Source organism: Mycolicibacterium sp. SMGY-1XX (genome assembly GCF_059132455.1).
This window is the reverse complement of sequence record NZ_CP101139.1, coordinates 2,385,940-2,402,161: the sequence shown is the minus strand read 5'-3', so window position 1 is coordinate 2,402,161 and position 16,222 is coordinate 2,385,940. Positions and strand designations below refer to the sequence as shown.

General features: G+C 66.8%; 14 protein-coding genes. 11 read left to right on the top strand and 3 right to left on the bottom strand.

The features are described 5' to 3' along the window. Positions 1-12 precede the first annotated feature (12 nt). From NL241_RS11755 to NL241_RS11715, 9 genes are all read left to right on the top strand, one after another. Positions 13-2,388: an NADH-quinone oxidoreductase subunit G gene (locus tag NL241_RS11755; RefSeq protein ID WP_494397626.1), complete on the top strand. Its 2,376-nt coding sequence runs from the start codon at positions 13-15 to the stop codon at positions 2,386-2,388. Further along, on the top strand, positions 2,385-3,614 hold the full coding sequence (gene nuoH / locus NL241_RS11750) for an NADH-quinone oxidoreductase subunit NuoH (protein ID WP_494397625.1): 1,230 nt from the start codon (positions 2,385-2,387) through the stop codon (positions 3,612-3,614). The genes NL241_RS11755 and nuoH overlap by 4 nt, the downstream gene beginning before the upstream one ends. Next, on the top strand, positions 3,607-4,110 hold the full coding sequence (gene nuoI / locus NL241_RS11745; protein ID WP_487688227.1) for an NADH-quinone oxidoreductase subunit NuoI: 504 nt from the start codon (positions 3,607-3,609) through the stop codon (positions 4,108-4,110). The genes nuoH and nuoI overlap by 8 nt, the downstream gene beginning before the upstream one ends. Beyond that, positions 4,107-4,886 carry an NADH-quinone oxidoreductase subunit J gene (locus NL241_RS11740; protein WP_494397624.1) on the top strand — a complete coding sequence of 260 codons (780 nt, stop codon included), beginning with the start codon at positions 4,107-4,109 and terminating at the stop codon, positions 4,884-4,886. The genes nuoI and NL241_RS11740 overlap by 4 nt, the downstream gene beginning before the upstream one ends. Before the next feature lie 61 nt (positions 4,887-4,947). Continuing rightward, positions 4,948-5,247 (top strand): NADH-quinone oxidoreductase subunit NuoK, encoded by a 300-nt coding sequence (nuoK, locus tag NL241_RS11735; RefSeq protein ID WP_487688222.1) that lies wholly within the window; start codon positions 4,948-4,950, stop codon positions 5,245-5,247. A 9-nt stretch (positions 5,248-5,256) separates the two neighbouring features. After that, entirely contained in the window at positions 5,257-7,134 is a 1,878-nt protein-coding gene (nuoL, locus tag NL241_RS11730; RefSeq protein ID WP_494397623.1) for an NADH-quinone oxidoreductase subunit L, read from the top strand. Positions 7,135-7,138: 4 nt separating this feature from the next. Beyond that, a complete protein-coding gene (locus NL241_RS11725; protein WP_487688218.1) occupies positions 7,139-8,701 on the top strand; it encodes an NADH-quinone oxidoreductase subunit M in 1,563 nt (520 codons plus the stop codon). Beyond that, entirely contained in the window at positions 8,698-10,275 is a 1,578-nt protein-coding gene (gene nuoN, locus NL241_RS11720; protein WP_494397622.1) for an NADH-quinone oxidoreductase subunit NuoN, read from the top strand. The genes NL241_RS11725 and nuoN overlap by 4 nt, the downstream gene beginning before the upstream one ends. Positions 10,276-10,479: 204 nt before the next feature. Next, on the top strand, positions 10,480-11,244 hold the full coding sequence (locus NL241_RS11715; RefSeq protein WP_487688215.1) for an enoyl-CoA hydratase: 765 nt from the start codon (positions 10,480-10,482) through the stop codon (positions 11,242-11,244). A gap of 41 nt (positions 11,245-11,285) precedes the next feature. Here NL241_RS11715 and NL241_RS11710 read toward each other — a convergent pair whose 3' ends face one another. Both NL241_RS11710 and NL241_RS11705 read right to left on the bottom strand, forming a co-directional pair. After that, positions 11,286-12,242: an SDR family NAD(P)-dependent oxidoreductase gene (locus tag NL241_RS11710; RefSeq protein ID WP_494397621.1), complete on the bottom strand. Its 957-nt coding sequence runs from the start codon at positions 12,240-12,242 to the stop codon at positions 11,286-11,288. Beyond that, positions 12,242-12,850, bottom strand: a complete 609-nt coding sequence (locus tag NL241_RS11705; RefSeq protein ID WP_487688210.1) for a TetR/AcrR family transcriptional regulator — start codon at positions 12,848-12,850, stop codon at positions 12,242-12,244. The genes NL241_RS11710 and NL241_RS11705 overlap by 1 nt, the downstream gene beginning before the upstream one ends. Positions 12,851-12,893: 43 nt before the next feature. On the opposite strand from NL241_RS11705, the gene NL241_RS11700 reads away from it, so the two are divergent. Together NL241_RS11700 and NL241_RS11695 are read left to right on the top strand one after the other, a co-directional pair. Further along, on the top strand, positions 12,894-14,033 hold the full coding sequence (locus tag NL241_RS11700) for a phosphotransferase family protein (RefSeq protein WP_494397620.1): 1,140 nt from the start codon (positions 12,894-12,896) through the stop codon (positions 14,031-14,033). Continuing rightward, complete coding sequence (locus NL241_RS11695) at positions 14,033-15,172, top strand: Rv3169 family protein (RefSeq protein WP_494397619.1); 1,140 nt, start codon at positions 14,033-14,035, stop codon at positions 15,170-15,172. Before NL241_RS11700 ends, NL241_RS11695 begins: the two co-directional genes overlap by 1 nt. Positions 15,173-15,226: 54 nt before the next feature. On the opposite strand, the gene NL241_RS11690 is transcribed toward NL241_RS11695, so the two are convergent. Continuing rightward, entirely contained in the window at positions 15,227-16,204 is a 978-nt protein-coding gene (locus NL241_RS11690; protein WP_487688203.1) for a TIGR03617 family F420-dependent LLM class oxidoreductase, read from the bottom strand. Positions 16,205-16,222: the final 18 nt, after the last annotated feature.

The following is a 16,222-nucleotide window of genomic DNA, read 5'->3' as shown; positions in this document are numbered from 1 at the left end:
GGAGGCGCTGTCATGACGATCATCGAACCCGACCGCGACGCGACGGCCGTCGAGATGGTGTCGCTGGTCATCGACGACACCCCGATCTCGGTCCCGAAGGGCACATTGGTGATCCGCGCCGCGGAACTGATGGGCGTGCAGATCCCCCGCTTCTGCGACCACCCGCTGCTCGATCCGGTGGGCGCCTGTCGGCAGTGCCTGGTGGAAGTCGAGGGCCAACGCAAGCCGATGGCCTCCTGCACCACCACCGTCACCCCCGACATGGTGGTCCGCACCCAGCTCACCAGCCCCGCCGCCGACAAAGCCCAGCATGGCGTGATGGAACTGCTGCTGATCAACCACCCGCTGGACTGCCCGGTCTGCGACAAGGGCGGTGAATGCCCGCTGCAGAACCAGGCCATGTCGAACGGCCGGGAAGAGACCCGCTTCACCGATGTCAAACGCACGTTCCCGAAGCCGATCAACCTGTCCTCACAGGTGCTGCTGGACCGGGAACGCTGCGTGTTGTGCGCCCGCTGCACCCGCTTCTCCAACCAGGTGGCGGGTGATCCGTTCATCGAGTTGCTGGAACGCGGTGCGCTACAACAGGTCGGCATCGCCTCAGGCGCCGCGTTCGACAGTTACTTCTCGGGTAACACCGTGCAGATCTGTCCGGTCGGCGCCCTGACCGGCACCGCTTACCGATTCCGCGCGCGGCCCTTCGACCTGGTCTCCAGTCCCAGCGTCTGCGAACACTGTGCCTCCGGTTGCGCGCAGCGCACCGACCACCGCCGCGGCACCGTGCTGCGCCGTCTCGCCGGCGACGACCCCGAGGTCAACGAGGAATGGAACTGCGACAAGGGCCGCTGGGCATTCGCCTACCCCCGGGTGGGTGACCGCATCCTGACTCCCCTGATCCGGGAGGACGGGGAGCTGCGACCGGCGTCGTGGTCGGAAGCCATCACCACCGCGGCCTTCGGCCTGGCCGCGGCAGGCGCCCAGACCGGGGTGCTGGTGGGCGGCCGCGCGACCGTCGAAGACGCCTACGCCTATGCGAAGTTCACGCGAATGGTGCTGGGCAGCAACGACATCGACATGCGTGCCCGCCACCACTCCGCTGAGGAAGCCCAATTCCTGGCCACCCACGTCGCGGGCCACGCGATGGAGGTCACCTACGCCGATCTCGAAGCCGCGCCCATGGTGGTCCTCGCCGGCTTCGAACCCGAAGAAGAATCCCCCATCGTTTTCCTACGGCTGCGCAAGGCGGTGCGCAAGCACGCGCTCCAGGTGGTCGCGGTGGCCCCCTATGCCACCTACGGAGCCACGAAACTGGGTGCCCGCCTGGTGATGACGACGCCAGGTGACGAGGCGGCCGCGCTGGCGGGGCTGGAACTGTTGCCCGGGTCCATCATCCTGGTCGGCGAACGTCTGGCCACCTCGCCGGGTGCGCTGACGGCGGCGGCGCGGCTGGCCGGCACCAGCGGCGCACGCCTGGCATGGATCCCGCGACGCGCCGGTGAGCGCGGTGCCGTCGAAGCGGGGTGTCTGCCCAACCTGCTGCCGGGTGCGCGGCCGGTCGACGACGCCGACGCGCGAGCGCAGCTGGCCCGCGCCTGGAATGTCAGCGACCTCCCCGCCACGCCGGGGCGCGACACCACCGCGATCCTGGAGGCCGCCGCGGCCGGTCGGCTCGCGGCGCTGCTGATCGGCGGCGTCGACCTCACCGACCTGCCCGATCCCACAACTGCGCGGGCAGCGCTGGAAAACACCCCATTCGTGGTCAGCCTCGAACTCCGGGAAAGCACGGTCACCGCCCTGGCCGACGTGGTGTTCCCGATCGCCCCGGTGGCCGAGAAGGCCGGCGCATTCGCCAACTGGGAGGGACGGTTGCGACCGTTCGCACCGGCGCTCGCCAGCAACGCTGCACCGGATCTGCGGGTTCTGCAGACCTTGGCCGACGAACTCGGTGTCGATCTCGGGCTCGGCTCGGCGCACGCCGCGGGCGAGGATCTCGCGCGGCTCGGCCTGTGGGGCGGCGACCCGGCACCGGCCCCCGCCGTCGAACCGTCGGGGGCGCCGTCACCCGGGCGCGGTGAAGCGGTGCTGGCCACCTGGCGGATGCTGCTGGACAACGGACGGGCCCAGGACGGTGAGCCGCACCTGGCCGGCACCGCGCGGGCACCGGTGGCACGGCTGTCCGCAGCGACGGCCGCCGAGATCGGAGCCGGCGGAGGGGACCTGCTGACCGTGAGCACCGGACGCGGCAGCATCAGCCTGCCGTTGCTCATCACCGAGATGCCCGACCGGGTGGTGTGGCTGCCGGCGAACTCCCCGCGCAGCGTGGTCTCGGAGGACCTGGGCGTCGCGGCGGGCGCCGTCGTGACGATCGCACGAGGAGACGTGTCGTGAACCATCCCGATCTCAGCGTCTTCGGCCACGACCCCTGGTGGCTGCTGTTGGGCAAAGCGGTCGCGATCTTCGCGTTCCTGCTGCTGACCGTGCTGGTGGCGATCCTGGCCGAACGAAAGATCCTGGGCCGCATGCAGATGCGCTTCGGGCCCAACAGGGTGGGGCCGTTCGGTCTTTTGCAGTCGCTGGCCGACGGGGTGAAACTGGCCCTCAAGGAAGGGCTGACCCCCGCCGGTGTCGACAAGCCGATCTACCTGATGGCGCCCGTCATCGCCGTCATCCCGGCGATCATGGCGTTCGCCGTCATCCCGATGGGTCCGGCGGTATCGGTGTTCGGGCACACCACCGCGCTCCAGCTCACCGACATGGCCGTCGCCGTACTCTACGTGCTGGCGGTGACATCGGTCGGAGTGTACGGAATCGTGTTGGCGGGCTGGGCTTCTGGCTCCACCTATCCCCTGCTGGGTGGGTTGCGTTCCTCGGCGCAGGTGGTGTCCTACGAGATCGCCATGGCGCTGTCGTTCGTCGCGGTGTTCCTCTATGCGGGCACCATGTCGACCTCGGGCATCGTGGCCGCCCAAGCGCAGACCTGGTTCGTGGTGCTGCTGCTGCCGTCGTTCTTGGTGTACGTGACGGCCATGGTGGGTGAGACCAACAGGGCCCCGTTCGATCTTCCCGAAGCCGAAGGCGAGCTCGTCGGCGGTTTCCACACCGAGTACTCGTCGTTGAAGTTCGCGATGTTCATGCTGGCTGAATACGTCAACATGACCACGGTCTCGGCGCTGGCCACCACGATGTTCCTCGGCGGCTGGCAGGCCCCGTGGCCGCTCAGCATGATCGACGGCGCCAACTCCGGGTGGTGGCCCCTGATCTGGTTCATCGCCAAGGTGTGGGGATTCCTGTTCCTGTACATGTGGTTGCGGGCCACCCTGCCCCGTCTGCGCTACGACCAGTTCATGGCGCTGGGCTGGAAACTCCTGATCCCGGTGTCGCTGGCGTGGATCATGACCGTCGCGATCACCCACCAGGTGCGCGCAGACGGAGCACCGCCATGGGTCACCGCCGTGGTCTACGTCGGATTCATGGCCGCGATCCTGCTGGCCCTGTCCGCGTGGAACAGGATGCGGCGCAGACAGATCCGGGCCGCCACCGTGCCCACACCACCGGGTCCGGGCTCGTTCCCCATTCCACCCATGCCGCCGACCAAGGAGCCCTCTCGTGCCTGAATTCCTCAATGGTCTGGCCGGTTTCGGCGTGACGTTCTCGACGATGTTCAAGAAACCGATGACCGAGCAGTACCCGGACACCGACAAGGCCACCACACCGCGGTATCACGGCCGGCATCAACTCAATCGGTACGCCGACGGGCTGGAGAAGTGCATCGGCTGCGAGCTGTGCGCGTGGGCCTGCCCGGCTGATGCCATCTACGTCGAGGGCGCCGACAACACCGAGGAGCAGCGATTCTCCCCCGGTGAGCGGTACGGCCGGGTCTATCAGATCAACTATCTGCGCTGTATCGGTTGCGGACTGTGCATCGAAGCCTGCCCCACCCGGGCGCTGACCATGACCAATGACTACGAGATGGCCGACGACAACCGCGCCGACCTGATCTACGGCAAGGACAAACTCCTGGCACCGCTGGAGCCCGGGATGCAGGCCCCGCCCCATGCGATGGCCGACGGCGCCACCGACGACGACTACTACCTCGGCCATGTGAAATGACGCCCGACACCCTGCTTCTCGCCGAGGCGTTCACCCGGACCTCCACCACCGAGGCCGTCGCGTTCTACGTCCTGGGTGCCATCGCGCTGGCGGGGGCCATCGGGGTGGTGGCCGCCCCGAAAGCCGTGTACTCGGCGATCTTCCTGGCCGCCACCATGATCGCGCTGGCCATGCTCTACGTCGCCCAGGACGCCCTGTTCCTGGGCGTGGTGCAGGTGGTGGTCTACACCGGCGCGGTGATGATGCTGTTCCTCTTCGTGTTGATGCTCATCGGCGTCGACTCCTCCGAATCGCTGGTGGAGACCATTCGTGGACAACGGATCGCCGCGCTGGTCGCCGGCATCGGATTCGGCATCCTGTTGATCGCCGGCATCGGCGTGGTGTCCACGTCGGTGACCGGCGGTGGATTCGCCGGCCTGGCCGAAGCCAACGCGGGCGGCAATGTCGAAGGCCTGGCCGCACTGATCTTCACCAAGTACCTGTGGGCGTTCGAGGTCACCAGCGCGTTGTTGATCACCGCTGCGATGGGCGCGATGGTGCTGGCGCACCGGGAACGGTTCGAGCGCAGAAAAACTCAACGCGAACTGGCGGTCGAACGTTTCCAGCCCGGCGGTCACCCCACGACGTTGCCGAGCTCGGGGGTGTACGCCCGGCACAACGCGGTGGATGTCCCGGCCCGGTTACCCGACGGGTCCGATGCCACCCTGTCGGTCAGCAGCATCCTCGTTCGGCGACCGGTTGATGACATCGCGGAAGACAGGAACGGGCACCGATGAATCCCGACAAGGTTTTCGGCCGATCAACGTCGCTGGTCACCATCACCGCGGCCGGTGCATCATGAACCCGGATAATTACCTGCATCTGTCGGCGCTGCTGTTCACCATCGGCGCCGCGGGAGTGCTGTTGCGGCGCAACGCCATCGTCATGTTCATGTGTGTGGAACTGATGCTCAACGCCTGCAACCTGGCATTCGTGGCGTTCTCCCGGATGCACGGCCACCTCGACGGCCAAGTGGTGGCGTTCTTCACCATGGTGGTGGCCGCCTGCGAAGTGGTGGTCGGGCTGGCCATCATCATGACCATCTACCGCACCCGGCGCTCCGCCAATGTCGACGACGCACACCTTCTGAAGGGCTAGGCGGCATCCATGGACCTGCTGTGGTTGATCCTGCTGCCGCTGGCCGGTGCAACGGTGTTGCTACTGGGCGGGCGCGCCACCGACAGGTGGGGGCACCTCCTGGGCTGCGCCACCATGATCGCCGCGTTCACGTGGGCGGTCGTGCAGTTCACCGTGCTCCTCGCCCGGGCGCCCGAGGACCGCGTCGTGCACCAGAAGTTGTTCTCCTGGGTGCCGGTGGCCGATCTGCAGGTCGACTTCGGCCTCCAATTGGACGCCCTCAGCATGTGTTTCGTCCTGTTGATCACCGGTGTCGGCCTGCTGATCCACCTCTACTCGATCGGCTACATGCAAGAGGACGCCGATCGCAGACGTTTCTTTGCGTACCTGAATCTCTTCGTCGCCGCCATGCTGCTGCTGGTGCTGGCCGACAACTACCTGGGCCTCTACGTCGGATGGGAAGGCGTCGGCCTGGCCTCCTACCTGCTGATCGGGTTCTGGTCACACAAACCGTCGGCCGCCACCGCCGCCAAGAAAGCCTTTGTGGTCAACCGCGTCGGTGACATCGGCCTGGCCGTCGCGCTGATGGTGATGTGGGCCGACGCCGGAACCCTGTCGTATGCCGGCGTGTTCGCCGCCGCACCGGAGCTGTCGTCGGCCACAGTGACCACCATCGGACTGCTGCTGCTCCTGGCGGCGTGCGGCAAGAGTGCACAATTCCCGCTGCAGTCCTGGCTCGGAGACGCCATGGAGGGTCCCACCCCGGTTTCGGCGCTGATCCACGCCGCCACCATGGTGACGGCCGGGGTGTATCTGATCGTGCGCTCCGGTCCGGTCTACAACCTCGCACCCGCCGCCCAGACCGCGGTCGTGGCCGTCGGGGCCATCACCTTGCTGTTCGGGGCGATCATCGGCTGCGCCAAAGACGACATCAAAAAGGCACTGGCCGCCTCCACCATGTCGCAGATCGGGTACATGGTCCTGGCCGCAGGCCTCGGGCCGGCCGGCTACGCCATCGCGATCATGCACCTGCTCACCCACGGCTTCTTCAAAGCCGGACTGTTCCTGGGCGCCGGCTCGGTGATGCACGGTATGAACGACGAAACCGATATGCGCCGCTACGGCGGGCTGCGCAAATACATGCCGGTCACGTTCGTCACGTTCGGGTTGGGGTATCTGGCCATCATCGGGGTCCCGCCGCTGGCCGGGTTCTTCTCCAAAGACGCCATCATCGAAACGGCGTTCGCCGCAGGCGGAGTCAAAGGGATACTCCTGGGCGGCGTCGCCCTTCTCGGGGCCGGGATCACTGCCTTCTACATGACGCGGGTGATGCTGCTGACGTTCTTCGGTGACAAGCGCTGGAAACCCGACACCCATCCGCACGAGTCCCCCGCGATCATGACCGCACCCATGATCGTGCTCGCCCTCGGCTCGGTCGGCGCGGGCGCCGCCCTGGCCGTGGGCGGCACCCTCAGCAGCTGGCTCGAACCGGTGGTCGGCACCCACGAGGCTCATCACGTCATCCCGGTCTGGGCCATGACCATCATCACCCTCGCCGTCGTGGCCGCCGGTGTCGGCGTCGCCTACCGCGGTTACGCCACCCGGCCGGTGCCGGAGACAGCCCCGGAAGACGTCTCGGCGTTGACGGTGGCCGCTCGCCTCGACCTGTACGGCGACGTGTTCAACGAAGCGGCGTTCATGCGGCCGGGACAACAGCTGACCGAGGATCTGGTGACCGTCGACGACAGAGGTGTCGACGGCGTGGCCAGCGGGCTGGCCGCGTTGATCGGTGGCGCTTCGCAGCGAATGCGCAGCTTGCAAACCGGATTCGCCCGGTCGTACGCACTGTCCATGCTGGCCGGCGCCGCACTGGTCGTCGGCGCCGTTCTGGTGGTGAGGGTGTGGTGACGCGGTGAACATTCCCTGGCTGACCATCCTGTGGGCGATCCCGTTGGTGGGGGCCGCGGTGATCATCCTGTTGCCGGCGGCGGCACGGCAGTTCGCGAAGTATGCGGGCATCGTGGTGTCGCTGGCGGTGCTGGCCGTGGCGGCGGTGCTCGCGGTGCGTTTCGACCCGGCCGGCGCCCAGTTCCAGTTCGTCGAGGACCACCCGTGGATCCCGTCCTTCGGCACCGGCTACATACTGGGCCTCGACGGCATCGCCCTGGCGCTGGTGGTGCTGACCGCCGTACTGGTGCCGCTGCTGCTGCTCGCCGGCTGGAACGACGCCCCCGATGACGGCGCGCTCTCGGGCCGCTCCTCCCACAGTTATGTGGCGCTGACGCTGGCCGTCGAAGGCATGGTGCTCATTTCGCTGGTCGCGCTGGACGTGCTGCTGTTCTATGTGTTCTTCGAGGCCATGCTGATCCCGATGTACTTCCTGATCGGCGGGTTCGGCGGGTCGGGCAGATCGAAAGCCGCCGTCAAGTTCCTGCTGTACAACCTGTTCGGTGGTCTGGTGATGCTCGCCGCCGTGGTGGGCCTGTATGTGGTGACGGCCAACAGCGGCGTCTTCGACTCTGGCACTTTCGATTTCCGCGCCATCGTGGCCGCGGTCTCCTCGGGTGAGTTGGTGGTCAACCCCGCCATTCTCAATGCGCTGTTCCTGGGGTTCATGTTCGCGTTCGCGATCAAGGCTCCGCTGTGGCCGTTCCACCGCTGGTTGCCCGACGCGGCGGTGGAATCCACGCCCGCCACCGCCGTTCTGATGATGGCTGTCGTCGACAAGGTGGGCACCTTCGGGATGCTGCGCTACTGCCTGCAACTGTTCCCCGAGCCGTCCACCCTGTTCCGGCCTTTCGTCATCGCTCTGGCCGTCATCGGAATCGTGTACGGGGCCATCGTCGCGATCGGGCAGACCGACGTCATGCGCCTGATCGCCTACACCTCGATCAGCCACTTCGGTTTCATCATCCTCGGCATCTTCGTCATGACCAGCCAGGGACAATCCGGGTCGACGCTCTACATGGTCAACCACGGGATATCGACGGCGGCGTTGTTCCTGATCGCGGGATTCCTGGTGTCACGACGCGGAACACGGCTCATCGCGTCCTACGGCGGGGTGCAGAAGGTGGCGCCGGTGCTCGCCGGCACTTTCCTGGTGGCCGGTCTGGCCACGTTGTCGCTGCCCGGATTGGCGCCGTTCATCAGTGAATTCCTGGTGCTGATCGGCACATTCACGCGGTACCCGGTGTTCGCCGTCATCGCATCCACGGCGCTGGTGCTCTCCGCGGTGTACATCCTGTGGCTGTACCAGCGGATGATGACAGGCCCGGTGACCGACGAGAGCAAGTCGCTGCGTGATCTGGTCCCCCGCGAGATCGCCGTGGTGGCACCACTGATCGCGCTGCTTCTGGTGCTCGGCGTGTATCCCAAACCCGCACTCGATGTCATCAATCCCGCCGTGGAGCACACGCTGACCACCATCGATCAACAAGACCCCGCTCCCCGTGTCGCGGAAGGACCGGTGCGATGACCGCGCCCACAGTCGAGTACCTCCAGATCCTGCCGATGCTCATCGTCTTCGGGGTGGCCGTCGCCGGGGTGCTGGTCGAGGCGTTCCTGCCCCGGACCGTGCGTTACCGTATCCAGGTCACGCTGGCGCTGGGCGGGCTCGCCGCGGCGGTTGTGGCCGTGGTGCTGCTGGCCCGCGACCTGCACGGCTCGGCCGGTCAGGTCGCCGTCATGGGCGCGGTGGCCATCGACCCGGTGACGTTGTTCCTGCAGGGCACCATCCTGTTGATCAGCATTCTCGGCATCCTGTTGGTTGCCGAACGTCGGATATCTCAGGAGAAAACCAGTCAGACAGGCGGTTTGGATGCTTTCACTCCGCAGGCGTCGGCGATCGCCGGCAGCGTCGCGGAGAAGACGGCCGTCCAGGCCGGGGTGATCCAGACCGAGGTATTCCCACTGACGATGTTCGCGATCGGGGGCATGCTGCTGTTTCCGGCGGCGGAGGATCTGCTCACGATGTTCATCGCCCTCGAGGTGCTGTCGCTGCCGTTGTACCTGCTGTGCGGGCTGGCTCGTCGGCAGCGGCTGCTCTCCCAGGAAGCGGCGCTGAAGTACTTCCTGCTCGGCGCGTTCTCCTCGGCGTTCTTCCTGTACGGCATCGCACTGATGTACGGCTACAGCGGCACTTTCGCGTTGTCCGGTATCGCCGAGGCCGTCGCCACCGACGGCACCGCGGGCACCGGGGGTTCGGCGATCGTGCTCATCGGAATCGGGCTGCTGGCCGTTGGTGTGTTGTTCAAAGTGGGTGCGGTGCCGTTCCATTCGTGGATCCCCGACGTGTACCAGGGCGCCCCCACCGCGATCACCGCGTTCATGGCCGCCGCCACCAAGATCGCCGCATTCGGCGCCATGTTGCGTATCTTCTACGTGGCACTACCCGAACTGCGCGCCGACTGGCGCCCGATGATGTGGGCGGTGGCGATCCTGACCATGGTGGTGGGCACCGTCACGGCCGTCACACAGACCGACGTCAAGCGCATGCTCGCGTATTCTGCTGTCGCACATACCGGTTTCATCCTCACCGGCGTCATCGCGCTCAACGACACCGGGCTGTCCGGCACCTTGTTCTACCTGTTCGCGTACGGCTTTTCGACGCTGGGCGCATTCGCGGTGGTGAGCCTGGTGCGCACCCGTTCGGGCGAGGAAGCCACCGGCCTGGCACAGTGGGCGGGCCTCGGCCGGCGTTATCCCCTGGTGGGCGTGGTGTTCTCGCTCTTCCTGCTCGCCTTCGCGGGTATTCCGCTGACCAGCGGGTTCGTCAGCAAGTTCGCGGTGTTCAAAGCCGCCGGTGAGGGCGGCGCCATCCCACTGGTGATCGTCGGTGTGGTGGCGAGCGCCATCGCGGCGTACTTCTACGTGCGGGTGATCGTGCTGATGTTCTTCACCGACCCACCCGACGATGCACCTGAGGTGGTCAATCCCAGCTCCCTGACGGTGGCCACGGTGACCGTCACCGCGGCCATCACCTTCGCCCTCGGGGCCCTGCCGCAGCCGCTGCTGGATCTCGCCGGGGACTTCGCGCTGTTCGTCGGTTGACGGCCTCCGGTCAGCGCAACTGGGCGTCGAAGAAGGAGAGGATCCGCTGCCAGGCGTCCTCGGCCTGCGCCGAGGAATGCTGCACGCCGGCGATGCGCTCGACCACCCACAGCGGGCCCACTCCCATCCACCGGTCGCTCCTTCAAACGGTTGTTGCGACCGGAGCCGCCTACCCGCCGATACCCACCTCGCTAGGCTCAGGGCATGACACTGGTGACGATCACCGATCACGACGGCGTCCGGGTGCTCACCTTGAACCGTCCCGAGGCACGCAATGCGTTGAGTACCAGCCTGATCGAAACCCTGTACGGCGCAATGGAGGCCGCCGACGCCGATCCCGGGGTACGGGCGGTGGTGTTGACGGGCACCGATCCCGCGTTCTGCGCCGGCGTCGATCTCAAGGAGGCGCAACAACTCGGCGGCTCGTACTTCGAGACATTCCAGTCCCACAACTGCATCACCAAACCGGCGCAGATGCGTTCGCCGATCATCGGGGCCATCAACGGACCGACCTTCACCGGCGGCCTGGAGATGGCTCTGGCGTGCGATTTCCTGATCGCCTCGGAGCAGGCGGTGTTCGCCGACACCCACGCCCGGGTGGGCATCCTGCCCGGTGGCGGCATGACCGCCCGGCTGCCTCAGCTGGTCGGTGCGGCGATGGCGCGCCGGCTGTCCATGACCGGTGAGGTGGTTGATGCGCGCCGCGCCGAACGCATCGGACTGGTCACCGAGGTGGTTCCTCACGAGCATTTGGTCTCCCGCGCGGTGGAACTCGCCGCACAGATCGCCGAGGTGCCCGGACCCACCATGGCAGGCCTCAAAGAGATCTACCGGCGCGGCGCGGCCACGATCACCGATCCGGCCCTGGCCGCCGAGCAGGACCTCACCCGCACCGTGCGCCCCGACACCAGCGCGCTCGCTCGCCGCAAAGACGAGGTGGCAGCGCGCAACAAGAGCCAGATCCGGTAGCCGAAAGCGGCGGAGTCCGTCGACCGGCCAGTCGGTATCGGCTACTGGCGGCCTGAGAACGGCCGGAAGCTTCCGTCGAGCACTTCCCGGTGCCCGACCGTCCGGCCGGTCACCTCGTTCGGGTCCACCAACGCGAGCCGGACCACCGCCTCGGCAAACTCCTGCTCCGAACCGGTCTCATCGAAATCCGTTCGGTAGTACGACAATCCGGGGGTCATCATCGGCAACGACGGCGACAGCGCATTGACCGAGATGTTGCGTCGCTGCAGTTCATAGGCGGCCGACGAGGTGAGGTGTTCCAAGGCGGCCTTGGAACCGCCGTAGCCGGGCAGAATGCCACCGGAGAAGTCGTCGAAAGGTCCGGCACCGGGAAGGCGTGAGGCCACCGAGCTGATGTTGATCATCGCGCCGAGGCCGGCGTCGAGCATGTCCGGGGCCACCAACTGCATGAGCTCGTAGGCGGCGAACACCGCGATCTCGAAGTGCCGCCGGAACGCGGTCAGCGGTGTCCCGACAAACGGCGGCCAATCCGCCTGCACCGGAGAACTCCTGGGCTGTTTCGCCTTCGGTGCGGCCCCGGGGGTGGGCGGGCGCCCCGGTGCGGTGAACGCGGCGTTGTTGACCAGGATGGTGATGGGGCCCAGGACGTCTCGCGTCTGCTCCACCAGCCGCGCGATGTCCTCGCGGTCGAGGAGGTCCGCCCGAACCGCTATCGCGCGGCCACCTGCCTCTTCGATCTGCGCCACGGTGTCACCGATGGTGCCCGGCAACCGCGTGTCCCACACCTGCTCGGTGCGCGCGGCCACCGCGACGGCCGCCCCTTCCGCGGCCAGGGCGAGGGCCGTTGCCCGGCCCAATCCCCTACTGGCACCGGTGACGATGGCCACCCGCCCGTCGAGCCTTCCGCCGGACCTCAGCCCGGCCCCGTCTCCCCGGGCTCCTCGGCCCGCGAGCTCCGCTGGGGACCCACCGGTGCCCGAATCGTCGGCCGGGACCATCACCGCTCCTTCTTCACGCCGTGGACCACGATCGCCGATGTCTGCGCCACCCAGGTGTCGTCGAGGTCGCCGTCGGGCTGTAGCAGCAATCTCAGCAAGGTGGTTCCGCCGATGATCTCCACCAGCCGGGTCGGATCGACATCGGGGTGCACTTCGCCGCGGTCCACCGCGTCGGCGATCCGCAGCCGGATCACCTCGAACACGTCGCCGAACCTCGCCATCACACGCGCGTTCAGTTCGGCGTCGGCCGCCATGTCGGCGATCAACCCGGGTAGCGCCGCCCGTACCAGCGGGCTGACGAAAACATCACGGGCCGCGGCGATCATCGCGTGGATGTCCGCGGCGATGTCTCCCGCCGGCATCTGGAGTGCGGTGGGCGCTGCGGGGAAAGCGGCTTCGTGCACGATTTCGGCCTTGCTCGACCACCGCCGGTACAGCGCCGTTTTGGTGGTTCCGGCCCGGTCGGCGATGGCCGCCATGGTGATGTTCGCGTAACCGATTTCGACAAGCAGGTCCGCGGTGGCCGCGAGTATGGCAGCGTCAATGCGCGGGTCGCGGGGACGTCCTGCACCCGGAGGCTTGTCTTCGGGGTACGGGTCTGCTTTCATAACGCTACCTACCGTATCGTAATACTGTCGCGGAGGATCATTAATGGCCCAAGAACCGGCCGTCGAAGATGTCGGCCGACTGCAACGCTCCAGCCGGGATGTCACCACCCTGCCGAACGTGCTCTCCGAGTGGTTGTCCACCGTCATACCGGGCGGGGTGAAACCCGACATCACCGTCGAGAGTGGTATCGACTCCAACGGGATGTCCTCGGAGACAATCGTGCTCACCGGGCGGTGGGAACAGGACGGCGAGGCGGTGCAGCAGAGGTGGGTGGCGCGCGTCGCCCCCACCCAGGCCGACATCCCGGTGTTCTCGTCGTACCGGCTGGACCACCAGTTCGAGGTCATGCGGCTGGCCGGCCAACTCACCGACGTTCCCGTACCCACCGTGCGATGGCTGGAGAACACCGGCTCGGTGCTGGGCACACCCTTCTTCCTGATGGATCACGTCGACGGCATCGTCCCACCGGATGTCATGCCCTACACCTTCGGTGGCAACTGGTTCTTCGACGCGGCACCGGACAAGCAGCGCGAGCTGCAGGACAGCACCGTCGAGGTCCTCGCCAAATTGCATTCAATCCCCAACGCCACCAACACATTCGACTTCCTCGCACAGGTCGACCCTCCGGGCGACACCGCACTGCGCCGGCATTTCGGCTGGCTCAAGGAATGGTACGACTTCTCTGTCCCCGACATCGGTAACTCACCACTGGTGGAGCGCGCCCTGTCGTGGCTGGAGCAGAACTTCCCCAGCGACGTCGCCGCCGCGGAACCGGTACTGGTGTGGGGCGACTCCCGCGTCGGCAATGTGCTGTACCGGGACTTCCGACCGGTGGCGGTGCTGGACTGGGAGATGGCCACCGTCGGTCCCCGTGAGCTGGACGTGGCGTGGATGATATTCGCCCACATGGTGTTTCAGGAACTGTGCGGGCTCGCCGGCCTGCCGGGACTGCCCGAGGTGTTGCGGGAGGACGATGTGCGGGCCACGTACCGTGAGCTGACCGGCGTGGAACTGGGCGACTTGACCTGGTTCTACGCCTACTCCGCGGTGGTGTGGGCATGTGTGTTCATGCGCACCGGCGCCCGGCGCGTGCACTTCGGCGAGATCGAGAAACCCGAGGACGTGGAAACCCTGTTCTACCATGCCGCCCTGCTGAAACGGCTGATCGGAGAGACCAACTGATGCTCGGCCCCATGGACGAATTCCCGGTGCACCAAGTCCCGCAGCCGATTGCCTGGCCAGGGTCCAGCGATCGCAACTTCTACGATCGCTCCTATTTCAACGCCCATGACCGCACCGGCGACATCTTCGTGATCACCGGTATCGGCTACTACCCCAACCTCGGTGTCAAGGACGCGTTTTTCCTGGCCTCCCGCCGCGGAGGCGGCAGATTCGGCGCAAGCGGTCACACCCAGACCGCGGTGCATCTGTCCGATGCCATCGATCAGGACCGGCTCAACCAACACGTCGGCGCGTACCGCGTCGAGGTCAGTGAGCCGCTGCGCCGGTTGCGGATCGTGCTCGAGGAAACCCACGGCGTCGCCGCCGATCTCACGTGGGACGGTTTGTTCGACGTGGTGCAGGAGCAACCGCACATCCTGCGCGCCGGTAACCGGGTCACACTGAACGCACAGCGGTTCGCCCAGGTCGGTGCGTGGACCGGCCACATCGTTGTCGACGGCGAGGAGATCACCGTCGACCCGGCGCGCTGGATCGGTACCCGGGACCGGTCCTGGGGTATCCGCCCGATCGGGGAAGCCGAGCCCGCGGGCCGGCCCGCCGATCCGCCGTTCGAAGGCATGTGGTGGCTGTATGTGCCCATGGCTTTCGATGATTTCGGCATCGTGCTGATCATCCAGGAGGAACCCAACGGATTCCGTTCCCTCAACGACTGCACCCGCATCTGGAAGGATGGGCGCTTCGAACAGCTCGGGTGGCCTCGGGTGAAGATCCATTACCGCTCGGGGACCCGGATTCCCACCGGTGCCACCATCGAGGCCACCGCAGCGGACGGATCGGCGGTGCATTTCGAGGTGGAATCCAAACTGCCGGTGCCGATTCACGTCGGCGGGGGCTACGGCGGCGACTCCGACTGGATCCACGGGGTGTGGAAGGGCGAGGGTTTCACCGAACGCCTCACCTACGACATGACCGATCCCGCCATCGTGGGCCGGGCCGGTTTCGGCGTGATCGACCATGTGGGGCGTGCGGTGTGCCGCGACGGCAGTACCGAGCGTGAGGGCTGGGGTCTGTTCGAGCACGGCGCGCTGGGCCGCCACGACCCCTCCGGCTTCGCCGACTGGCTCACCGTCGCCCCCTAGTCCTTGTGATTTGGGCGCGCTCATAACCGCTGAGCGGTTATGAGCGCGCCCAAATCACCGGAGTTCGTCGACGATCGCGGCCAGCACGTCGACGGGAATGGGGCCCGGCTGGTACAGGCACACGGTATCCGCCACGCCCGCAACACGTTTGCGGATGTGCTCGGCGATCTCGGCGGGGGTGCCGCAGGCGGCGATGGTGTGCAGCACCTCGTCGTCGATGAGCCCGCCCATGTCCTGCCAGCGGCCCTGCTTGGACAACGCGTGCAACTCGGGCTGCAGATCACCCCAGCCGTGGATGTCGAGCACCGGCTTGTAGGCCGGGGTGGACCCGTAGAAGGCCAGCAACCGGCGCGTCGCGGTGTGGTCCTCGCCGGCGGAGACGATGATCTCCGGCACCACCGCGAACCCGGCCGCATCGCGGCCTGCGGCGGCCAGGCCGTCCCGGACGGCGGGCATGGTGGCTTCGTGCAGGAATTTCTGCGAACCGAACGGCATCACCAGCAGGCCGTCGGCGTGCTCGGCTGTCGCCCGAGTCAGTCGCGGGCCCAGCGCACCCACGTAAATAGGCGGTGGCCCATAAGGATTGGGGCCGGGACTGAAATTCGGCGTCATCAGTGTGTGGCGGTAGAACTGGCCTTCGAAACGAAGCCTCTCACCACTGCTCCACGCCTCGAAGATGGCCCGCAGAGCGGCGATCAGTTCGGTCATCCGGGCAACCGGGTGATCGAAGTCGGCGCCGAAGCGCTTCTCGATCTGGGTGCGGATCTGGGTGCCCAGCCCCAGGGTGAACCGCCCCTGGCTGAGCAACTGGTGGTCATGGGCCTGGTGCGCCAGGTGAATCGGGTTGCGGGGAAACGCAATCGCCACGTTCGTCATCAGGTCCAGACCGCTGACCGTCGACGCCAGGGTGAGCGGGGCGAAGACGTCGTTGGGCCCTTCGAAGGTGAAAACCCCCGTGGCACCGGCTTCTTTGAGCGCCTGGGCCCGTTCGATCGCATCGCCGGGCCCGAACAACGCCGTCTGGATCTTCACGGTCGAAGCTTAAGCTGC

Bases quoted from the DNA above. Each gene is read 5' to 3' on its own strand.
- NL241_RS11740 (WP_494397624.1), top strand. From the start codon at position 4,107: ATGACGCCCGACACCCTGCTTCTCGCCGAGGCGTTCACCCGGACCTCC.
- NL241_RS11705 (WP_487688210.1), bottom strand. From the start codon at position 12,850: ATGAAAGCAGACCCGTACCCCGAAGACAAGCCTCCGGGTGCAGGACGT.
- nuoK (WP_487688222.1), top strand. From the start codon at position 4,948: ATGAACCCGGATAATTACCTGCATCTGTCGGCGCTGCTGTTCACCATC.
- nuoL (WP_494397623.1), top strand. From the start codon at position 5,257: ATGGACCTGCTGTGGTTGATCCTGCTGCCGCTGGCCGGTGCAACGGTG.
- nuoN (WP_494397622.1), top strand. From the start codon at position 8,698: ATGACCGCGCCCACAGTCGAGTACCTCCAGATCCTGCCGATGCTCATC.
- NL241_RS11695 (WP_494397619.1), top strand. From the start codon at position 14,033: ATGCTCGGCCCCATGGACGAATTCCCGGTGCACCAAGTCCCGCAGCCG.
- NL241_RS11715 (WP_487688215.1), top strand. From the start codon at position 10,480: ATGACACTGGTGACGATCACCGATCACGACGGCGTCCGGGTGCTCACC.
- NL241_RS11710 (WP_494397621.1), bottom strand. From the start codon at position 12,242: ATGGTCCCGGCCGACGATTCGGGCACCGGTGGGTCCCCAGCGGAGCTC.
- NL241_RS11700 (WP_494397620.1), top strand. From the start codon at position 12,894: ATGGCCCAAGAACCGGCCGTCGAAGATGTCGGCCGACTGCAACGCTCC.
- NL241_RS11755 (WP_494397626.1), top strand. From the start codon at position 13: ATGACGATCATCGAACCCGACCGCGACGCGACGGCCGTCGAGATGGTG.